This is a genomic window from Fictibacillus barbaricus (assembly GCF_031457135.1).
Lineage (GTDB): Bacteria > Bacillota > Bacilli > Bacillales > Fictibacillaceae > Fictibacillus > Fictibacillus barbaricus_A.
In genome coordinates this window covers 416,730-435,741 of record NZ_JAVDWA010000003.1, presented here as the reverse complement: position 1 = coordinate 435,741, position 19,012 = coordinate 416,730, and the positions used below count along the sequence as shown (strand labels likewise).

Genomic DNA, 19,012 nt, shown 5'->3' with positions numbered 1-19,012 from the left:
ATGAACTTTTATATAGGTACAAAGCCGGTCTTATCCAGTGTAAAGGTAATAGAAACGGCATGCCACTTGAAATATACCCAAAAAAAGTAAAAAGAGAACCTGTTTTTTTGGAAAAATCTATGAAAAAAGTCCTTGTGATTTGAATAATCCACCGAGTTTTCTTCATATACTCCCGAACCGACACAATACAACAATCTCTCGCAGACTTCTTTTATAGATAAAATCGTCATGTATTGGAAAAGCCCCCCATATAGTAGTAGTAATCATCATACTAGTGGGCTCAACAACATTGAATGCTTGATGGAGCTTGTGATTAGAGGAGGGGTTGGATGCTTCACATTGTGGCTTGTATTAAGCAGGTGCCGGATACGAAGATCATCAAGATGAATCCGAAGACGAATACGATGGACCGTGCGAGTGCGCCCGCGATTTTAAATCCTTATGACGCGCATGCGGTGGAAGAGGCGGTTAGTTTGAAGAATCGATATGGAGGAACGGTTTCGGTATTAACGATGGGACCGCCGCCAGCTGTAAAAGCGATCAAAAAATGCATCGAGATCGGAGCAGACGAGGGATACATGATTTCAGACCGGGCTTTTGCCGGAGCGGACACGCTTGCTACGAGTTATGCGCTCACAAAAGCGATTGAAAAGATTTCGAAAATAAAGCCAGTTGACCTGATTATCTGCGGCAAGATGACGATCGACGGCGATACTGGACAAGTCGGTCCAGGAATCGCGCGCCGGTTAGACATGCCACCCTTAACATCCGTCAACAAAGTAAAAGAGATCAACAAAGAAGAAGGATACGCTATCGTCCACCGAAAGCTCGAGGACGGTTATGAAGTAATCCAATCGACGATGCCATGCTTGATGTCGGTGGAAAAAGAGATCAACGAAGTACCTTATTCATCGATGGCAAACATGCTGAAGGCAGCAAGATACCAGCCGATCATCTGGGCTGTTGCCGATTTGGAGGATGTGGACCGACCTCAGCTTGGACTGAAAGGATCACCAACAATCGTTTCAAAAGTGTGGGCACCTACAAAACCGAGTGGCGGAGAGATGCTAGAGGGCTCAGCAATAGAGCAAACAGAGAAACTTTTAAACATCCTGCTTGAAAAGAAAGAACTTTTTGTCGGGAAGGGAGGGGCTTAAGTGAATTTTGAGGACTACAAAGGAATATGGGTTTTTATCGAGGTAAAGGAAGGGGCAGTCGTGCCGGTTTCCCTCGAACTGCTTGGAGCAGGGAAAGAGCTTGCAGATAAAAGGGGGACCGAACTTGCGGGTGTTTTGATCGGGGAAAACGTGACACATCTAGCAAACTCGCTTTTCGAATACGGAGCGGACACCGTTTACGTGTATGACGATGCTATTTTTAAAAATTACCGAACTGAATCCTACATGAAGGCATTGCTTGAGTGCTGTCAAAAATACAAGCCGGAAGTGATTCTATATGGCGCGACTTCGACTGGAAAAGATCTGGCGAGTGCGGTTGCGACGGACCTTCCGACGGGTCTTACAGCTGATTCGACCATATTGGATATTGAAGTGGATACGGGACTCTTGCTCGCGAGCCGCCCAGCGTTCGGGGGGAACATCATGGCGACAATTTTATGTAAAAAATACCGGCCGCAGATGGCGACGGTCCGGCCGAAAGTGATGAAATCACTCACGCCTGAACCAGGCCGAACAGGCAAACTAGTAGAAGAAAAAACGACATTACAAGAAAAAGACATCCGTACAAAAGTACTCGAGATCGTGCAATTTGCAGAGAAAAAAGTCAGGATCGATGAAGCGGATATTATCGTTGCTGGGGGAAAAGGGTTAGGCAGTCCGGCAGGTTTTCAGCTTGTTCATCAGCTCGCAGAAACACTCGGTGGAGCAGTTGGCGCAAGCCGGGATGTCGTCGAAGCGGGATGGGTGGAGCACCATCATCAAGTCGGGCAGACAGGGGTTACCGTCACACCTAAAATCTACTTTGCGATCGGAATCTCTGGGGCCATCCAGCACATTGTCGGGATGCAGAATTCAGGGCTAATTATCGCAATCAACAACGATCCGAACGCGGCTATTTTTCAATCGAGTCATTACGGAATCGTAGGCGATGCGTTTGAAATCGTACCTTTATTGATCGAACAATTTAAACAAGCGTTTAACAGTGAGGTGGTCGACCATGTCTGAAAAATTTGATTGTATCGTCGTCGGGGCAGGTCCTGCCGGCATTTCATGTGCGTATGAGCTCGCTAAAGCAGGGGTGAAAGTGCTGCTTCTTGAACGCGGGGAATATCCGGGTTCGAAAAACGTAATGGGCGGGGTCCTTTACCGTAAAATGATGGAGGATGTCATTCCTGATTTTTGGAAGGAAGCACCACTCGAACGGCCAATTGTGGAACAGCGGTTCATGATGATGGATAAGGAGTCTGCCGTTACCTTTGGCTACAAAGGGATGGAATGGGGTCAAGAACCGTACAACAATTTTACCGTACTGCGGGCGAAGTTTGATCAGTGGTTCGCGAATAAGGCCGTCGAACAAGGCGCGTTGCTCGTGAACGAAACGGTTGTGCTTGAATGTATTGTGGAAAACGGAAAAGTGGTAGGTGTCCGAACTGACCGTCCTGATGGTGATCTTTATGCGGATGTCGTGGTATTAGCGGATGGAGTAAACTCTCTTTTAGCAAAATCGCTTGGTTTTCATAAAGAGTTCCGTCCAGATGAAGTGGCACTTGCGACGATGGAAATTATTAAGCTCGACAAAAAGACTATCGAAGACCGCTTTAATCTTGAAGAAAATCAGGGCACGACGATTGAGCTTTTTGGTGATGCGACAAAAGGAATTCTTGGCACTGGATTTCTTTACACGAACAAAGATACGCTAAGCATCGGTGTTGGTTCACTTCTATCCGGGTTGATTAAGCATAAAATTAAACCGTATGAGCTTTTGGAGTATGTGAAGAATCACCCGATGATCCGTCCTTACTTGGCTGGCGGGGAGCCGGTTGAATATTTGGCGCACATGATTCCAGAAGGCGGCTACAAATCGATGCCAAAGGTTGCAGGAAACGGCGTGCTTGTAGTAGGAGATGCGGCTCAGCTCGTAAACGCGATTCACCGTGAAGGCTCAAACTTGGCGATGACTTCTGGCCAGTTAGCTGCTGAAACTGTGCTGCTCGCAAAAGAGCGGGACGATTATTCCGAACGCACACTCAATCACTACCGATCACGATTGATGAGCAGTTTTGTCGGTCAGGATATGAAAAAATATAAGGATTCCACTCATCATTTTGATAAGTTCCCCCAGTACTTTGAGCAATATATTCCGATGATGAACAAAGCGATGAGCCAGATGTTTACGGTCGACGGCACATCGAAATGGGAAAAGCAGAAAAAGATTTGGCGTGATGTAGGATCGGCAGGGGAGAAACTCAAATTGGCTCGTGATGCATACCGAGCATGGAAGGTGATGAAGTAAATGAGCGAAAAAAAGTGTCAAAGCATCGAAGAGAAGCAGTACCTCGTTCGTTTTAACGCAGATACGAAATCACATCTCACTGTCATGGATGCCGACGTATGTTTGAATCACTGTCCGGATAAAATCTGTACGATTTTTTGCCCGGCAGAGGTGTATAAATGGGAAGAAATCCGGATGCACGTCGGGTACGAAGGCTGCCACGAATGCGGAAGCTGCCGGATCGGCTGCCCGCATCAAAATATTAAGTGGGAATACCCAAAAGGCGGCCATGGAATCGTCTTCAGATTGGGATAAAGAGATGAAATTTAAACAAATGTTTAAATAATCGTTTTGAATCGTATGGAAACTACTCTTTTTTTAAGTCTATGAGCAAAAACGTGAATTCTATGAGCGAAAACACAATTCTATGAGCAAAAACATGAAATCTACGAGCAAAAATCAAATTCTATGAGCAAAAACATCATTTCTACGAGCAAAAGCCATTTTCACATAGTAATCTAATATATAAAAAACATCAAAAACGACCAGATGTTGAACTGCACCCCAATTGTTAGACACATTCTAACAATAAGGGGTGTAGTTTTTTTATGGCTAAATTCACTGAAGATGACAAATTAGCAGCTATTCAATGCTATTTAAAAGGTCTAGACGGTTATGCTTCGATAGCGTCCTCAATTGGCACAACTAGTAGTGTTTTAAAGAATTGGGTGAAACAATACGAGCTTCATGGTGTAGAAATGTTGTTTAGGAAATCCTATACAAGTTACACAGCACAGTTTAAACTAGACGTACTTAATTATATGAATAATCATGGGACGTCTCCGAATGAAACTGCAGTAATCTTTAAAATAACTTCTCCTGCACTAATCAGAAAATGGAGAATTCAACATGAATCACACGGAATGGACGCCCTTAAACCAAAGAGAAAGAGGCGTTCAACCATGAAGAAGAAACCGGGAAAATCAACTCACGTTGAAGGATCAGTTGAAGCACTTCAAGCAGAAGGGACTTTGCGTTAATCACAAGAAAGTTCAACGAATAATGAAAGAGTTGAGCTTAAAATGCATTGTTCGTATGAAAAAGTATAAATCCTATAAAGGCAAAGTTGGCAAAACCGCACCGAACATTTTAAATCGTAATTTTCGAGCAGAAAAACCAAATGAGAAATGGGTTACCGATATTACTGAGTTTAAAATCTTCGGTGAAAAGATATATTTCTCTCCAATACTAGATTTGTTTAATGGTGAGATCATCGCCTTTTCAATTCAATCAAGACCAAGTTATGCGCTTGTTTCAACTATGTTGGATAAGGCATTTGAACGTATAACAGAGAAGAACCAGTTGCTTATTCACTCGGATCAAGGCTGGCATTACCAAATGAAACAGTATCAACATGCCTTAAGGGAACGAAATATCACACAAAGTATGTCTCGGAAGGGTAGCTGCTACGATAACGCTGTAATAGAGAGCTTCTTTGGAATCTTAAAATCTGAATTTTTATATACCCAAGAGTTTGAAAGCATCAATCACTTTCAACAAGAATTAATAAAATATATCAATTACTACAATCACAAGCGAATAAAGGCAAAACTAAAAGGCTTAAGTCCGGTACAATACCGAACCCAAGCCCATGAAGCTGCCTAATAAATGGGGTCACTTCATTTTGTCTGGTCGTTTTTCTAATATCCTTATTCACATTTATGGCCAGAGTTAAAACAAACCCATTAATATTCTTTATCTCTCTTTCCTTTTAAGATTAGCCCGTAAACAAATTGAAAGCATCCCATTCCGATCATGAACGGATAGGAGATTTTTGCAGAAGTATATGTGTTTATTAAATACGTCAAAAGAAGTACAGATAGGAATGAGATTGGAAAGGTTATCCAAAATAATTTTACTTTGGTTTTAATCAAACTGACGATGAGAAAAAAAGTGATAAAAAGAAGAGAAAACAAGAGCCATTCAGTGAGTGGGAATAGGGGAAAGGTGATGAGACATAGTACCACAGCAACTAGTAAAAGGTGTTTTAGTTTTAGCCTCAACACAATCCCTCCGTATACTTTTTTGATATTTTTACCCATTTTATGTAGTAAAACAAACAACCGAACACATGAGAATTTGAACTTTTACATTTTTATGTTGACTATAGTTTAGATTCATACGTAACGCCCATTTCATGTAATTTTTTCATTGCCTCCAGGGTTAATGAATAATACATACTCGCTTGTTTATATTTTTGGTTATCCTCAAAATATTTTCCGATAATGGGATAATAAGTCGATAAATAAAACCATTCGTTTTTTAGAACCAAATTGGGAATCAGTTCCTTTATCATAAACTGAATGACTTTTTTATTATGTTCATCGTAAGCGAATAATTGCTTGTAATAAATGAGGTGAAGTTCAAAATCACGGCAAAGAGGATCTGTTTGAACCTGTTCGATCCATGTTTCTATAAGTTCTAACCCTGTTTTACGCTGGTTGATCTTTTCATATTCTCTTACTAAAGCAAGAATCGTCATGATTTTTGCAGAAAGGGGTTCTTTCTCTTTTGCTTTCAAACTTCTAGTCAAGAGTTCAACCGCGTTTTCTGACTCTCCTTTATGTGCAGCGACACGGCCAAGGTTGTGATAGATAATTCCTCGTAAAACATCATCGTTAAAGGTATCCGCAATTGTTTCAGCAAGTAATAATTGCTTAGTAGATTCCTCAAAATTTCGAATTCGGAGATGGATGATGGCTAGTATGATTCTGCAATAGGCACATCTTTCAAAGAAGTAGTTTTTTTCAAATATCGTTAACGCTTTTTGGGTATATTCAAAAGCTATAATATTTTTATATAGCTGATTTGCTGAGAGACCGATCATGTACAGCAAATAACCAATTTCCCATTCTTGAAAACGATTTTCCTCCAACTGATTTTCAGTTCTAAAAAAATAGTGAAGGGCATCCTCGAAATTATTTGAAAAGTAATTTAGCTGCGCTTTGGCAAGCAAGTAATAAAAGGCTTTCTCTCCTTTGATTACATTGTCTATATGTGCTACCTCGTTTAATAATGTATGAGCTTCCTTAGTTCCTTGGCTTGTCATCATAAGGTAGATACTTTTAAAAATCTTATTCAATATATCCTCGTCAACAGACTGTGAAGGGGATTCGGTCAAAGCCTGAAACTTTTGTTCAGCAGATTTATAGTCTTTCTGATAAAGCGAATGGAAAAGGTCAACATAATGTCGAATGATCTGACTTTCGTTCACAGAATCTAAATTTATATCCAATCTAGTTGCTAAATGGTGCTGTATTTCTGCTGATGGCTCAGTTACTCCGTTTTCGATTTTGCTCAAATAGGGAATGGAACAAATCCCGGCTGCCAGTTCTTGCTGGGATAAGTTTTTGACTTTTCTAAAGTACCGAATTTTTTCTCCTAGATTCATCTTTTATCCCACCTTTTTCTTTCATCACACATACGTAACGCCTAATTCATGTATTTTTCTCAATGCTTCAATGGCAGAGGAATAATACATGCTTGCTTGTTTATATTTCTGATTGTTTTCAAAGTATTTTCCGATTATCGGATAATACTCGGCTAAATAAACCCATTCGCCTCTTTGCTCGAAGTAAGGAACGAGATCATTGATCATAAAATCGATTTGAACCTCGTGAAAATTGCCGTATGTAAATACATGTCTGAAATACATAAAGTGAAGTTCAAATCCGCGGAAAATTGGGTTTCCATTAACTAGTTTCAGCGCTGCATTTACTAGCTTCAAACCTTCTTTAGGACGCTCGCATTTTTCATATTCTTTTATTAATGTATACATAGTGGTTAATTGATAAGATACCGGCTGATTTTGCTTAGCTTTAAGGCTTTTATAATAGAGTTCAATCGCTTTATCTGATTCACCTTTATGTGTGGCGATACTTCCTAAGTTTTGATAAATTGCCCCTCTGAGTACATCATCATTAAAGGTGTTAGCGATTGTTTCAGCAAGCAGTAAATGGTTAGTCGACTCATCAAAATTTTTTATCCGAAGATGAATAATGCCTAGTATAATCCTGCAATCAGCACATCTTTTAAAAGAATAAGTTTTCTCGAAAACCTCTAAAGCTAGTTTTGTATATTCCAATGCGACGATATTTTTATATAACTGATTGGCTGATAAAGCGATTAGGTAAAACAAATACCCTTTTTCCCATTCTTGAAAATTATTGTTTTCCAGCTGCTGTTCAGCTTCCAAAAAATAATTGAAGGACTCCTCAAACTTCTTTAAATAATAGCTATGCAGTCCTCTGGCGAAAAAATAATAGAATGCTTTTTCGCCTTTTATCACATTATTTATGTAAGCTACTTCATTTAAAAAAACTTGTACCTTCAGAGTTTCCTGAGAAGTCATCAGGATATAAATACTTTTGAAAATCTTATTCAATATTTCTTCCTCTATAGATTGTGAGGGTGTTTCTAAAAATGTATGAAACTTCTCATCAGCAGATTGATAATCTCTCTGATAAAGAGAATAGAAAAGATCAACGTAGTTTGAAAGTACTTCGTTTTCATTGATTGAATTCAAATTGATTTCCAACCGCTCGGCTAGTTGCTGCTTGATTTTTTCTGAAGGCTCAGTTACTCCATTTTCGATCTTGCTCAAATAGGGAATGGAACAAATCCCGGCCGCCAGTTCTTGCTGGGATAAGTTTTTGACTTTTCTGAAGTACCGAATCTTTTCTCCTAGATTCATCTTTTATCCCGCCTTTTTCTTTCATAATAATTAAACTAATAAACACAGCCATCTGTACTGGGCATGCTTAATATTTCATCACACATACGTAACGCCTAATTCATGTATTTTCCTCAATGTTCCAATGGCAGAGGAATAATACATACTGGCTTGTTTGTATTTTTGATTGTTCTCAAAATATTTTCCGACTATCGGATAAAAATCAACTAAATAAACCCACTCATTTATTTGTTCGTAATAAGGGATCAGCTCGTTTATCATAAACTGAATTACCGTCTCGTTATGCTCTCCATTCGTAAACAATAGTTTGTAATAAATCAAATAAAGTTCAAATAAACGGTTAAGAGGATCAGTTTGCACTTGTTCCCTCCAGGTTTCAATGAGTTCCAAGCCCTTTTGGGGACGATTTGTCTTTTGGAATTCTTTCACCAGTGTGGAGATGGTCATTACTTTTGCTGCTAGCGGGTCTTTTTCTTTTGCTTTCAGACTTTGAGAAAAGAGTTCGATGGCTTTTTCCGAGTCACCTTTATGAGATGAGATACTGCCTAAATTATGATAGATGATTCCCAGTAAACTATTATCATTAAAGGAGTTCGCGATGGTTTCAGCAAGCAATAATTGTTTTGAGGCTTCATCAAAATTTTTGATTCGCAAATGAATAATTCCTAGAATGATTCTGCAATCGGCACATCGTTTAAAAAAGTAATTTTTTTCAAAAATAATTAAAGCTTTGTTTACGTATTCTAAAGTCATTACATTTTGATATTGCTGGTTCGCTGTGACACCGATCACATAGAACAAATATCCTTTTTCCCATTCCTGAAAATGATTTAAATCTAATTGTTTTTCGGCTCTCAAAAAATAGTGGAGGGCTTGCTCGAAATCTTTTGAAAAATAACTTAACTGCCCTCTTGCTATAAAATAATAAAAAGCCTTTTCTCCTTCCATCACACTGTCGATGTATGCTACTTCATCTAAAAGAGCATGTACTTCTTGAATTTTATCTTTTGCCAATATAAGATAGATGCTCTTAAATATTTTGTGCACAATTTCTTCATCTACCGATTGTGAATGTGAATCGGTTAAAGTCTTGAGCTTTTCTTCGGCAGATAGGTAATCTCTCAGATAAAGCGAATAGAAAAGATCAACATATTTATGAATAACCTCGTTTTCGTTCATGGAATCCAACTTGATTCCCAAACGCGAGGCTAAGTGATCCTTTATTTCCTCTGATGGTTTGGTTACCCCGTTCTCAATTTTGCTTAAGTAAGGAATGGAACAAATCCCGGCCGCCAGTTCTTGCTGGGATAAGTTTTTGACTTTTCGAAAGTAACGAATCTTTTCTCCTAGATTCATATTCTTTTACCCCATCCTTTTTTGTTTTTATTTTACCATTTAATAGGGCCATTTCAGTATGCAAATAGACTTTTATGGGGCATATTCGATTAAAAAAGTGCTTGTATTGGAATTCAACGCCATGATGTTCTCGATGTTAAATATTCTTTTAAGCAAAGGAATATTTCCTTTGTTTCCAATCATCAAACAGAAAAGCACAACCAACTATACTGGCTGTGCTTTAAATATTCATCACAGATAAGTAACTCCCATTTCATGCATGTTTCTCATGGATTCAAAGGCATAAGAATAATACATACTGGCTTGTTTATACTTCTGATTACTTTCGAAGTATTTTCCAATGATGGGATAATAATTAGCTAAATGCATCCATTCGTTTCTTTGCTGAAAATAAGGAATTAGTTCATTTACCATGAATTGAATGATTTGTTCGTTATGCTCCCCAAAAGTAAATAATTGTTTGTGATAAAGGAAGTGAAGTTCATATTCACGGTGAATGGGGTCAGCTTGTACTTGTTCCAGCCAAATTTCAATGAGATTTAGTCCTTCTTGAGGACAGTTCGTTTTATGAAATTCTTTTATTAGTGCATAGATTGTCATAATTTTTCCGGCCAAGGGCACCTGTTCTTTTGCTTTCAAGCTTTGAGAAAAGAGTTTAATTGCTTTATCATTTTCCCCTTTGTGAGTGGCAACACTTCCTAAGTTGTGATAGATCATTCCCTTTAGAGGCTCTTCATTAAAGGAATTTGCAATGGTTTCAGCAAGTAATAATTGTTTAGTAGATTCATCAAAATTTTTGATTCGGAGATGAATAATGGCTATTATAATTCTGCAATTGGCACTTCTTTTAAAAAAGTAATTCTTCTCAAATATGTCCAAAGCTTGTTTGGTGTATTCTAAAGCGACAATATTTTTATGAAGGTTATTTGCTGTAAGACCTATCATGTAAAACAAATAAGCATGTTCCCATTCTTGGAACCGATTTTCCTCCAGTTGTTTTTCAGCTGTGAAAAAATAGTGAAGAGCTTCCTCTAAACTATTTGAATAAAAACTCAGCAGTCCTTTGGCGATAAAGTAATAATAGGCTTTCTCTCCGTTTATCACACTATCTATGTACGAAACTTCTTTTAACAAAACTTGTACGGGCTGTATTTCATCTTTTGCTTGCATGAGATAGATACACTTGAATATTTTATGCAAAATTTCTTCGTCTACCGATTGTGTATGTGAAGCCGCTAAAGCCTTAAACTTCTCATCAGCTGATTGGTAGTTTAATTGATAAAGTGAATAGAAAAGATCAACGTAATTACGCAGTATCTCGTCCTCGTTTATGGTATCTAATCGGATTTCTAATCGCTCTGCTAAATGCTGCTGTATCTCCTCTGAGGGTTCGGTTACTCCGTTTTCGATCTTGCTTAAATAGGGAATGGAACAGATCCCGGCGGCCAGTTCTTGCTGGGATAAGTTTTTGACTCTTCGGAAGTACCGAATCTTTTCTCCTAGATTCATTTCTTTTATCCCGCCTTTCTTCTTTTGATTTTAACATTTAATGCTGCCAAAAAAGTACCTGAATAGAAGAATAGTGATTTAATACGAAAATGGTAGTGTATGCTAGTTGGGAAACATTGATCATATTTTAGTGATTAAACGGCTGTAAAGCGCTATGTTTCCCAATATGTATCGGTTTATATTCTAGGTATAATTAACTGTAGAAACTTACAGCTAGGGTGAGAGCATGCAGATACAAAGAGGAAATTACGTTACATACCAAGATGAACTTCATATCGTACTGCACGTCTATACGTCTGACTATCTTGAAATAAGAAAAGTAGATGAAGATTATGTGCCACGTGTTATTTTAGTGCATCAATCAGAAGTGGTTATTCAAGGTTAATAAAATTAAACAAGTGTTTAAATTGCTGATTAAAAAGTACGCAGATTGCGTGCTTTTTTGTTTCTTCTCTAACCTTCACTGATTCTTATCATTTGCGTAAATGTACCTTTACATTGGCTCTTTAAACTAAAAAGAGTAATAGAATTTATAAGGAGTTGGACAAATGAATAAGAAAAAGATGTTATTAACCACAGTTACGGCTCTTATGATTTTATCGACAACGGGTTTTGATTCAGCAAACCGTGTCTCGGCGGCTGGGGATTCAGATAGCTACGGTCCTAAAAACTTTGACCTTCAAGCTCACCGCGGTGGAATTGGGCTCACTGTTGAATCTACAATCGCTTCTTTTTCCCGGGCATTAGAACTCGGAATTAACACACTGGAACTCGATGTGCAAATTACGAAGGACCATCAAGCTGTCGTTACACACGACCGAAAAATATCGGGTGACAAATGCCAGGACACAAAACCGGTGTATGATGGTGACCCTGCTTTTCCGTATACAGGCAAATACATCAAAGATCTTACGCTCGCCCAGGTCCGGACTTTGGACTGCGGTTCAAAAAGATTGGCGCAATTCCCAGATCAGCGCTTGAGTCCCGGTGCTAGAATGCCATTACTCACTGAGGTGTTCGATCTCGTCAAACGCTATCATGCAAACAATGTTTGGATGAACGTAGAGACAAAGGTAGAAGCAGGCGCACCAGAAGAGACAGCTCCTCGTGAAGAATTCGTACAAATCGTTGCCCGCCAAGTTCGGGAGGCCGGTATGCTAAAACGAGTATCGATCCAAAGCTTTGATTGGGGCTCACTTATGCGTATGCATGAGGTAGAACCGAGCTTGCCGTTAGTTGCACTCACAAACGGCCCGCAATTCTTGGAGCCTGGTCAGCCTGGAGCTTCGCCATGGCTTGGTGGAATTGACATCGATGATTTCAATGGTGACCCTGTAGCTGCTGCACACTCGTTTGGCGCGGATGCACTTTCACCTGTGCATGGATTTCCTCAAAACGGAAAAGTAACTGATGATAATTATGAGCCTTATGTAACAAAGAAAATGGTAATGGAAGCGCATAAAAAAGGAATGAAGATCATTCCATGGACGGTTGATGATAAGCCAACCATGAATAAACTCATGGACGACGGAGTAGATGGTATGATCACGGATTATCCGGATCGGTTACGTGAGGTTATGGAGCAGCGTGACATCAAGCTGCCTAAGCGCTATCCTGCGCCAGTAGAATGAGAGCCTTAGACAGGATTGAACAAGCTTTTTTTATGAGCAAGGAGCGTGTTTTCATGAAAGAAAACATCCTATTTGATCAGTTTGAGTTTGCTCGTAATCTTACATTGCTCGTTGCAAAAGAAACGACTGAAGAAAACGCTGATGTCATTTTTCACGGTTTCCCAAATTCTCTGCGCTGGCAGTTTGGTCATATTTTGACTTCTGTTGAGAGAATAGTTTTCCAGAGTTCAGATGAGAAGGTAATTCTACCACTTGCTTATGAAGCATTATTTAATCAAGGAACAAAGCCATCTGAATGGAAAACACCCCCTCCGACGATCGAAGAAATTGTAACTTTATTGTCTGAACAGTTGAAACGTGTAAAAGAAACATTTCGTGGCCGTCTGGATGAAAAGCTTTCAGAGCCACTCATTGCTGGCCCATTAACATTAGAAACGATTGCAGATCTGCTTTCATTTGCTGCATTCCATGAGAGTGAGCATATTGGGGTGATCAAGAGCCTATTGAATGCCTTAAAAGGGGAGAGATAGGAACCTTTATTGTGAGAATCAAATTAGGTTATATTTTTTCTTTTTCTGAAACAAGATGTCCCAGGATTTTCCATTCTTTAAAATTCGTTGTTTTAGACGTTTCTAATGGTAACACGAGATCTCTAAACAAAATGAGAATGGGGATTAAAATAAATAGGGAAGAGGCTTAGTGGAAAGTAATTTATACTTTTTGTTGCAGCCTCTTTTTTCGTTGTAAGTGATTTCCCTTACCAATTTAGAGATAAAAAGCAAGATTCCGGTCAAAAAAGGTGAAAAGATCGCCAGGAAATAAGACCAATACGGAAGAAGATGAATCATTCCATCTACAGAACTTAATAAATAAAAACCTTTTCAGCCTTAATAAGTCTTTACAAACCATATATCCACGGTAATCCTCAATATATCCACGGTAATTTCAATAATTCCACGGTAACCGGCGATATATCCACTTAAAGTTCTGAATAACCACGAACTGACATCATTCGACACCAATCCGATATTTATCCATCTATACGTCTGAGTGGATGGCCAGATGAAAATGTATGGTCTTAAAAAACAGCATTTTTGATGGTTTTTTATTTTATATCACCAGCTACTTTATAATACCTGTTTTTACGATCTTCACATTAACATGCGTGTTAATTTTGATGGAAGGATACGTTTCTTTCCAATCAAGAGATTGCCATGTTCCTGGATCTGTTTCTTTTATTCTCTGGCCAATTCCTAATACATCACTATTCGCTTTCTGCGTTGTTTTCATAATATGATTTGACCGTTTAGTCAAATCGTTTGATATCGTAGTTTGTAATTTTTTCAACTGCTTAGGGGTTATATTTGACGTCTTAGGATACTGTTTAAGTCCGACTTCAAGATCAAGCTTAAGGTTTACAACCGGTTTATGAAAGGCATCCTTTTGAATATTTATTTTTCGTTTTGCCTTTGTAATCCGATAGGAGACTTGATTATTTAATTTTTTCTCTTCACTCAGATAAGTCAGTAGATCAACCTTTTTTTCGTAATTATCCATGAGCAGCAATAGAAGAGAACAATTGTTTAATTGAATCATTTTTCCAGAATAAGCGTTTTGACTGATCAAACCTGCTCCAGAGACTAAAATACCGTCCCCTTTTTGTTCTAAAACAGGGAGGATGAAATCTTTTCCTGCTTCATTAAATAAAGAAAACAAGGTGTTTAGGTTCCCTTCAGGAATCGTAGAATTCTCTTCAGCTGCATCGATGATCTCATACAATCCAAATGCAATCGGGTCTGTCCCGATCTCTTTGAACGAAAAAATTTTGCTCGCTTCCAATCCTTTCACAATGGCTACCTTACTCCCTAAATAGGGGTCTGGATTTCGATAAAACAGATCAAGATAGGAATTTAAATTTTTCTTTGCAAAGCTTTCCCCAAATAATATGATTCTTGATTTTGAAGCGGATAATGGTCCTCTATGATACATTCTTAACTCACTAAAGGTGTCATCTAGAGAATCGCCGGTTGCTGATGATAGCTGGTTGTTAAAATCAAAATATCCTGAACCTTTTGGGATGATCTGAAGGACAACAATCGTTGATTTGATCTTGTTATCTTTTAAATCGAAACTGATTCCATTAATGACTTCAGAATTTAATATTAATTTCTGATCCCAACAGCCTGTTAGCAAAGGGAAAACGGATAAGATGGTAATCAATTTTAGGCAGGTTTTCATCATATTTTTTTCACCCTTATTTTTGAGATGATTAATAACAAAATGGGAATGAAAAATACAAAGATAATATTTAAATAGGTCATTAAACTTGATAGTGATTCTTTCAAGGAAGGGCTGACAGGAAATAAACCTATACCAAATAATAAAAACGCTATCAAGTACACGGAAGTCTTTCTTTGGATGGAAAATAGGTTTTGAACGCCAAGGCTTGCATTAAAAAGCTGGATAACAAGAGTCGTAGAGATCGGGACAAGCCAAAAGGAAAGAAAGATAATATCAATTCTTTCAACAAATTCAAATGAAAGCCCTCGGAAAAGATATAGTAACGGCTGCTGCACAAGACTGAATTGTGCGCTACTGAAGTAAATAATACAAGTGATAATTAAAAACAAATAGAGAGATACAGTGAATATATTTGCCAATGAGATTACTTTCAAGCTTTTATTAGGCTCTTTCAAAAACGGCATGATGAAAAGAATGAACTCGAATCCGATGAGGGATACGAAAGCATCAGGACTTGCTTTCAAGATCGGTAAAAATCCACTTGCCCCGATAGGCAACAGTCTTCCAACGGTTAAATCAGCTTTTGAGTAAACGAGAATGAGCAAAAAGATCAAAACGATAAACAAAATAGAAAAAAAGAGAAATGTTTTTGAAATCGTCAGCAGATGTTCTTTGGCAATATAGGATGAAGCCAGAAGTAACAACAAGATGATTGCCCAGCGAGGTGTTTGATGCAAAATCCAAGTATTTATAACATCCGTAACTAATAGGATCAATAACATCGAAACCGCTATAAAATACAAAATATACATAAAATTTAAGGTTTTCCCGAAAAAATTCCCCAACAGTTTAAGATTTAGTTCGTACAATGTATTTTTAGGAGAGACCTTACTTAATGCAACAAGAACAATAATCACCCCTTGCGCGAGGATTCCAGCGATTAAAAAAGAAATCCAGCTGTCCTGGTGTACATCATTGTAGAGGATATAGGGCAAACCAAGGATTCCAATACCGATCTGGGCTTGTATAATCAAAAAAAACAAATTCTTATTTGTAAGCATTTGTATCTTAACCCTCTCGCTTTTTTGGTTTAGATTTCACGATTGATTGAAGAATTTTAGGTGAATCCACATACGCTTTTCCTGAAGAGGTCAGCTTGACAAGGTGAGTCAAATACACCATTAACCCGAAGACAATTCCAATAAAACCAAATATAGCTGCCAGGAAAATTAAAGGAAAACTCATTAACCGGATCGAAGTACTCATTTCGCCAATTGGGATAACGAATGATGAAACGGCAGTAATAGCGATAACAACAACCATCGTATTCGATATAAAATTGGTTTGAACGATGGCTGAGCCGATCACAATAGCCCCAACTGTACCGATTGTTTGGGCAACAGCGGAAGGCAGTCTTACAGATGCTTCTTTCAATAATTCCAATACAATCTGCATAATGACCGCTTCGATTAAAGGATGAAACGGAACATTCATCACCGAGAGTTTTAGCGTATAAAAGGTGCTTACGGGTAAAATTGCAGAATGAAAGGCATTCACAGCAATATAAAAAGCTGGAAGAGTAACTGACAAGATAAATGCGAGCATTCTTAACGTGAAATAAAAAAGATTAATAAACCATCGTGAATTAACATCTTCTGGGCTTCTTAAAAACGCGTAAAAGGAAACAGGAGTCACTAAAGCAGAAGGTTCATGCTCAAGAAAAATCACGACACTGCCTTTCAAGAGATTATTTGCCGTCCTGTCTGGCCTCTCCGTTCTTAACGTTTGCGGAAATGGCGAAAATGGATAATCTTCGAGAACTTCCTGCAGTTGCCTGGATTGTATAAGTTCCGGTTCTTTTATTTGATCTAATCTGTTTTTGATAGAATGAATAATATCCTTTTCAACTTTAGATTCGATATAACAAATGGCGATTTCTGCATTTGTTAAAGCCCCATAGTGTTTATACTCCACTTTGAATTCAGGTGTTCGGACCCTTTTTCTAAGCATAGAAATGTTTGTACTCGCATTTTCAACAAAACTATCATGTGCGCCAAGCGTTACTTTTTCGTTTAAGGATTCATTAATTGCCCGCTTCTCATCTGTTAAGGTCACAATAGAATAGACAAAATTACAATCTTCCATAAATAAAATGGTATTACCTTGTGCCAATGAATAACTTATATCCTTATAAGTTGTCAGGGTTGTAAATTGTTTCGTGCTTATTGATTCTTCAATTCTTTCATTTTCTTGTTTATTCAACGAATCGATAATATGGATTTCAATCGATTCCTTATCAATGATCGTATCAAGATACAGAAGGATGATCGCTTTATTATGAAAAATTACCTTTCTTTGTTTTAAATCTTCTGTATGGAACATTTTTTCTTCAATAATTAATAAGTTTTGGTTTAAATCTTTTGTAAGAAATTCATCCTGTGATTTTGCCACATCGCATCAATCTACTTTCTTTAAAAAGTTGATAGTATGCATTATGCACCTTAATTTCAACGAATATTCTCTGAAACTTTTATAAGGATAAAAACGAAGTATGTAAAAAAACGGAAGACAATGTAAAAATGGAGGATATATTCCATATTTTTATCAGTATTTATACTGATACAGCGGACTTTCTAAGAGGAAATTTTAAAAAAGACCTTCATCCGAAAGTCTTTTTCTATAGAAGGGAAGCATAATTAATACGAGTTATCCTCAATCCATAACTCATAATCCTCTGCATCCTTTTTATTAAGCTTTTTGCCGTTAATGTAGATTTCTTTCCACTCATATATATATTTATCCAAGTATACGTTGAAGACGATTCGGACATCTTCCTTTTCGCTATAATCGTAACCTGTAAACTCCACGATATAGCTGCGACCGTCTTTTTTTACATAGCTCCACTTCGGATCATCGGTAAATATTTCTAGCGTTTCCGCATCAACACTCAATCGTACAACATCTTTTATGTTCGTTTCAGATGGCAGATAGCTTAATCCCATATCTAACAAGAAGAAAAGCGCAATGACTAATACATTTAATCCAACCAAAATTCCAATGTGTGTTCCGCCTTTGGTCTGTAAGTAGGAAGCTTGGTGCGAATCAGAAAGAGATTTTGACTGTTTTAAAATATTCAATGTGTGTTTGTAATACCACCGATTACCATTTAACCCTACTACTATAGCAATAATTAGATAAAATGGGCCGTCGAGCCAAGCGGGAAGATCTACTAGATAAAAAGGGACTGCGTATAAAAGCTCAATAAGTGCCAATACAAAAAATGGCTTGTACATTTTCCTGTATGCAAGCCAAAATGGAGAAAAGAAAAAGGCTATCCAGTTCCATGTGTTCTGCTTTGCCGGATCTTTCACCGCTCTCCATTTTAAGTCAAAATAAGATATGTTTTTTTGTACCACGATGTGTTGTTCATCAAATGAGGAAGAATCCTCCAAACGTGCTTCGTTCATGTTCGTTACTCCTTTATAAAAATGTTTCCTTATTTTTCTACTATACCTTTATTATGTAAAAACGTCTGTAAGTTTTTTTAAAAAACATAATAAAAATGAACTGGCAAAACCACTTCATTGGACTTGGTGCTTTATGTATTTTTGAAGGCATTTGTACACTATTTCACATACCAGGGTAAAAAGAAACGCGAGGGTAAATCTGGTGATCTTTCTATTTGGGTATTTATTCGAGGGTATTCAGCTGATCTTCGCGAGCTTTCAGGCTAAGCTCATTGGAGAAGTTCATCGCATCATGGATGGATGTAAAATGCTGAGATGAATAATAAGGTGATTTGTAACATTTGACGCTATTGTTTTCCGAAGGGTAAATGCGGACCTTCCAATGAAAAACATCCGGCTGTTTTTCGGTTCCTTCCATGGCGATCAGCCAATGGGTAGATCCTTCAAATGATGCATTTTCCTGTGATTTTTGTAGAAGGGACGCTCGATCATTCTCTCCGATAAGAATGAGCCCCTTTTGATAAAACTCCCTAAGATTCGGATAATCGCCCATACGATCTCTCCTTTCAAAACAACATGATTTGTCCGATTCTTTGTATTATCAA

General features: G+C 38.0%; 16 protein-coding genes and 1 pseudogene. 8 read left to right on the top strand and 9 right to left on the bottom strand.

The window, feature by feature from the left end; translation table 11 throughout:
• Positions 1 to 329: 329 nt before the first annotated feature.
• The 5 genes and pseudogenes from J2X07_RS11135 to J2X07_RS11115 all read left to right on the top strand — a co-directional run bounded on the left by J2X07_RS11135 (position 330) and on the right by J2X07_RS11115 (position 5,115).
• Complete coding sequence (locus tag J2X07_RS11135) at positions 330 to 1,157, top strand: electron transfer flavoprotein subunit beta/FixA family protein (protein WP_310258781.1); 828 nt, start codon at positions 330 to 332, stop codon at positions 1,155 to 1,157.
• Positions 1,158 to 2,183, top strand: coding sequence for an electron transfer flavoprotein subunit alpha/FixB family protein (locus J2X07_RS11130; protein ID WP_310258780.1), 1,026 nt, complete (start codon positions 1,158 to 1,160; stop codon positions 2,181 to 2,183).
• Positions 2,176 to 3,471, top strand: coding sequence for an FAD-dependent oxidoreductase (locus tag J2X07_RS11125; protein WP_310258779.1), 1,296 nt, complete (start codon positions 2,176 to 2,178; stop codon positions 3,469 to 3,471). The genes J2X07_RS11130 and J2X07_RS11125 overlap by 8 nt, the downstream gene beginning before the upstream one ends.
• On the top strand, positions 3,472 to 3,765 hold the full coding sequence (locus J2X07_RS11120) for a ferredoxin family protein (protein WP_137790879.1): 294 nt from the start codon (positions 3,472 to 3,474) through the stop codon (positions 3,763 to 3,765).
• Between the two features lie 293 nt (positions 3,766 to 4,058).
• A pseudogene (locus J2X07_RS11115) lies at positions 4,059 to 5,115 on the top strand (IS3 family transposase).
• 499 nt (positions 5,116 to 5,614) lie between these two features.
• On the opposite strand, the gene J2X07_RS11110 reads toward J2X07_RS11115, so the two are convergent.
• The 4 genes from J2X07_RS11110 to J2X07_RS11095 all read right to left on the bottom strand — a co-directional run bounded on the left by J2X07_RS11110 (position 5,615) and on the right by J2X07_RS11095 (position 11,068).
• Entirely contained in the window at positions 5,615 to 6,901 is a 1,287-nt protein-coding gene (locus J2X07_RS11110) for a helix-turn-helix domain-containing protein (RefSeq protein ID WP_310258778.1), read from the bottom strand.
• A 24-nt stretch (positions 6,902 to 6,925) separates the two neighbouring features.
• The gene (locus tag J2X07_RS11105; protein ID WP_310258777.1) at positions 6,926 to 8,203 is read right to left on the bottom strand and encodes a helix-turn-helix transcriptional regulator; all 1,278 of its coding nucleotides are present in this window, start codon (positions 8,201 to 8,203) and stop codon (positions 6,926 to 6,928) included.
• A 78-nt stretch (positions 8,204 to 8,281) separates the two neighbouring features.
• A complete protein-coding gene (locus J2X07_RS11100; RefSeq protein ID WP_310258776.1) occupies positions 8,282 to 9,559 on the bottom strand; it encodes a helix-turn-helix domain-containing protein in 1,278 nt (425 codons plus the stop codon).
• Between the two features lie 231 nt (positions 9,560 to 9,790).
• On the bottom strand, positions 9,791 to 11,068 hold the full coding sequence (locus J2X07_RS11095; protein ID WP_310258775.1) for a helix-turn-helix domain-containing protein: 1,278 nt from the start codon (positions 11,066 to 11,068) through the stop codon (positions 9,791 to 9,793).
• Between the two features lie 226 nt (positions 11,069 to 11,294).
• Between J2X07_RS11095 and J2X07_RS11090 the strand changes: the two genes are divergently transcribed.
• The 3 genes from J2X07_RS11090 (at position 11,295) to J2X07_RS11080 (ending at position 13,229) form a co-directional block, all read left to right on the top strand.
• Positions 11,295 to 11,453: a hypothetical protein gene (locus J2X07_RS11090; RefSeq protein WP_310258774.1), complete on the top strand. Its 159-nt coding sequence runs from the start codon at positions 11,295 to 11,297 to the stop codon at positions 11,451 to 11,453.
• Positions 11,454 to 11,616: 163 nt separating this feature from the next.
• Positions 11,617 to 12,699: a glycerophosphodiester phosphodiesterase family protein gene (locus J2X07_RS11085; RefSeq protein WP_310258773.1), complete on the top strand. Its 1,083-nt coding sequence runs from the start codon at positions 11,617 to 11,619 to the stop codon at positions 12,697 to 12,699.
• Between the two features lie 53 nt (positions 12,700 to 12,752).
• Positions 12,753 to 13,229: a DinB family protein gene (locus J2X07_RS11080; RefSeq protein ID WP_310258772.1), complete on the top strand. Its 477-nt coding sequence runs from the start codon at positions 12,753 to 12,755 to the stop codon at positions 13,227 to 13,229.
• A 592-nt stretch (positions 13,230 to 13,821) separates the two neighbouring features.
• Here the strand turns inward: J2X07_RS11080 and J2X07_RS11075 are convergent.
• The 5 genes from J2X07_RS11075 to J2X07_RS11055 form a co-directional block, all read right to left on the bottom strand.
• A complete protein-coding gene (locus tag J2X07_RS11075) occupies positions 13,822 to 14,940 on the bottom strand; it encodes a Ger(x)C family spore germination protein (RefSeq protein WP_310258771.1) in 1,119 nt (372 codons plus the stop codon).
• Positions 14,937 to 16,001 carry a GerAB/ArcD/ProY family transporter gene (locus J2X07_RS11070; protein ID WP_310258770.1) on the bottom strand — a complete coding sequence of 355 codons (1,065 nt, stop codon included), beginning with the start codon at positions 15,999 to 16,001 and terminating at the stop codon, positions 14,937 to 14,939. The genes J2X07_RS11075 and J2X07_RS11070 overlap by 4 nt, the downstream gene beginning before the upstream one ends.
• A 7-nt stretch (positions 16,002 to 16,008) precedes the next feature.
• Positions 16,009 to 17,391 carry a spore germination protein gene (locus J2X07_RS11065; protein WP_310258769.1) on the bottom strand — a complete coding sequence of 461 codons (1,383 nt, stop codon included), beginning with the start codon at positions 17,389 to 17,391 and terminating at the stop codon, positions 16,009 to 16,011.
• Positions 17,392 to 17,636: 245 nt separating this feature from the next.
• Positions 17,637 to 18,407, bottom strand: coding sequence for a DUF2628 domain-containing protein (locus J2X07_RS11060; RefSeq protein WP_310258768.1), 771 nt, complete (start codon positions 18,405 to 18,407; stop codon positions 17,637 to 17,639).
• A 223-nt stretch (positions 18,408 to 18,630) separates the two neighbouring features.
• Positions 18,631 to 18,960 (bottom strand): hypothetical protein, encoded by a 330-nt coding sequence (locus J2X07_RS11055; RefSeq protein WP_310258767.1) that lies wholly within the window; start codon positions 18,958 to 18,960, stop codon positions 18,631 to 18,633.
• Between the last annotated feature and the right edge of the window lie 52 nt (positions 18,961 to 19,012).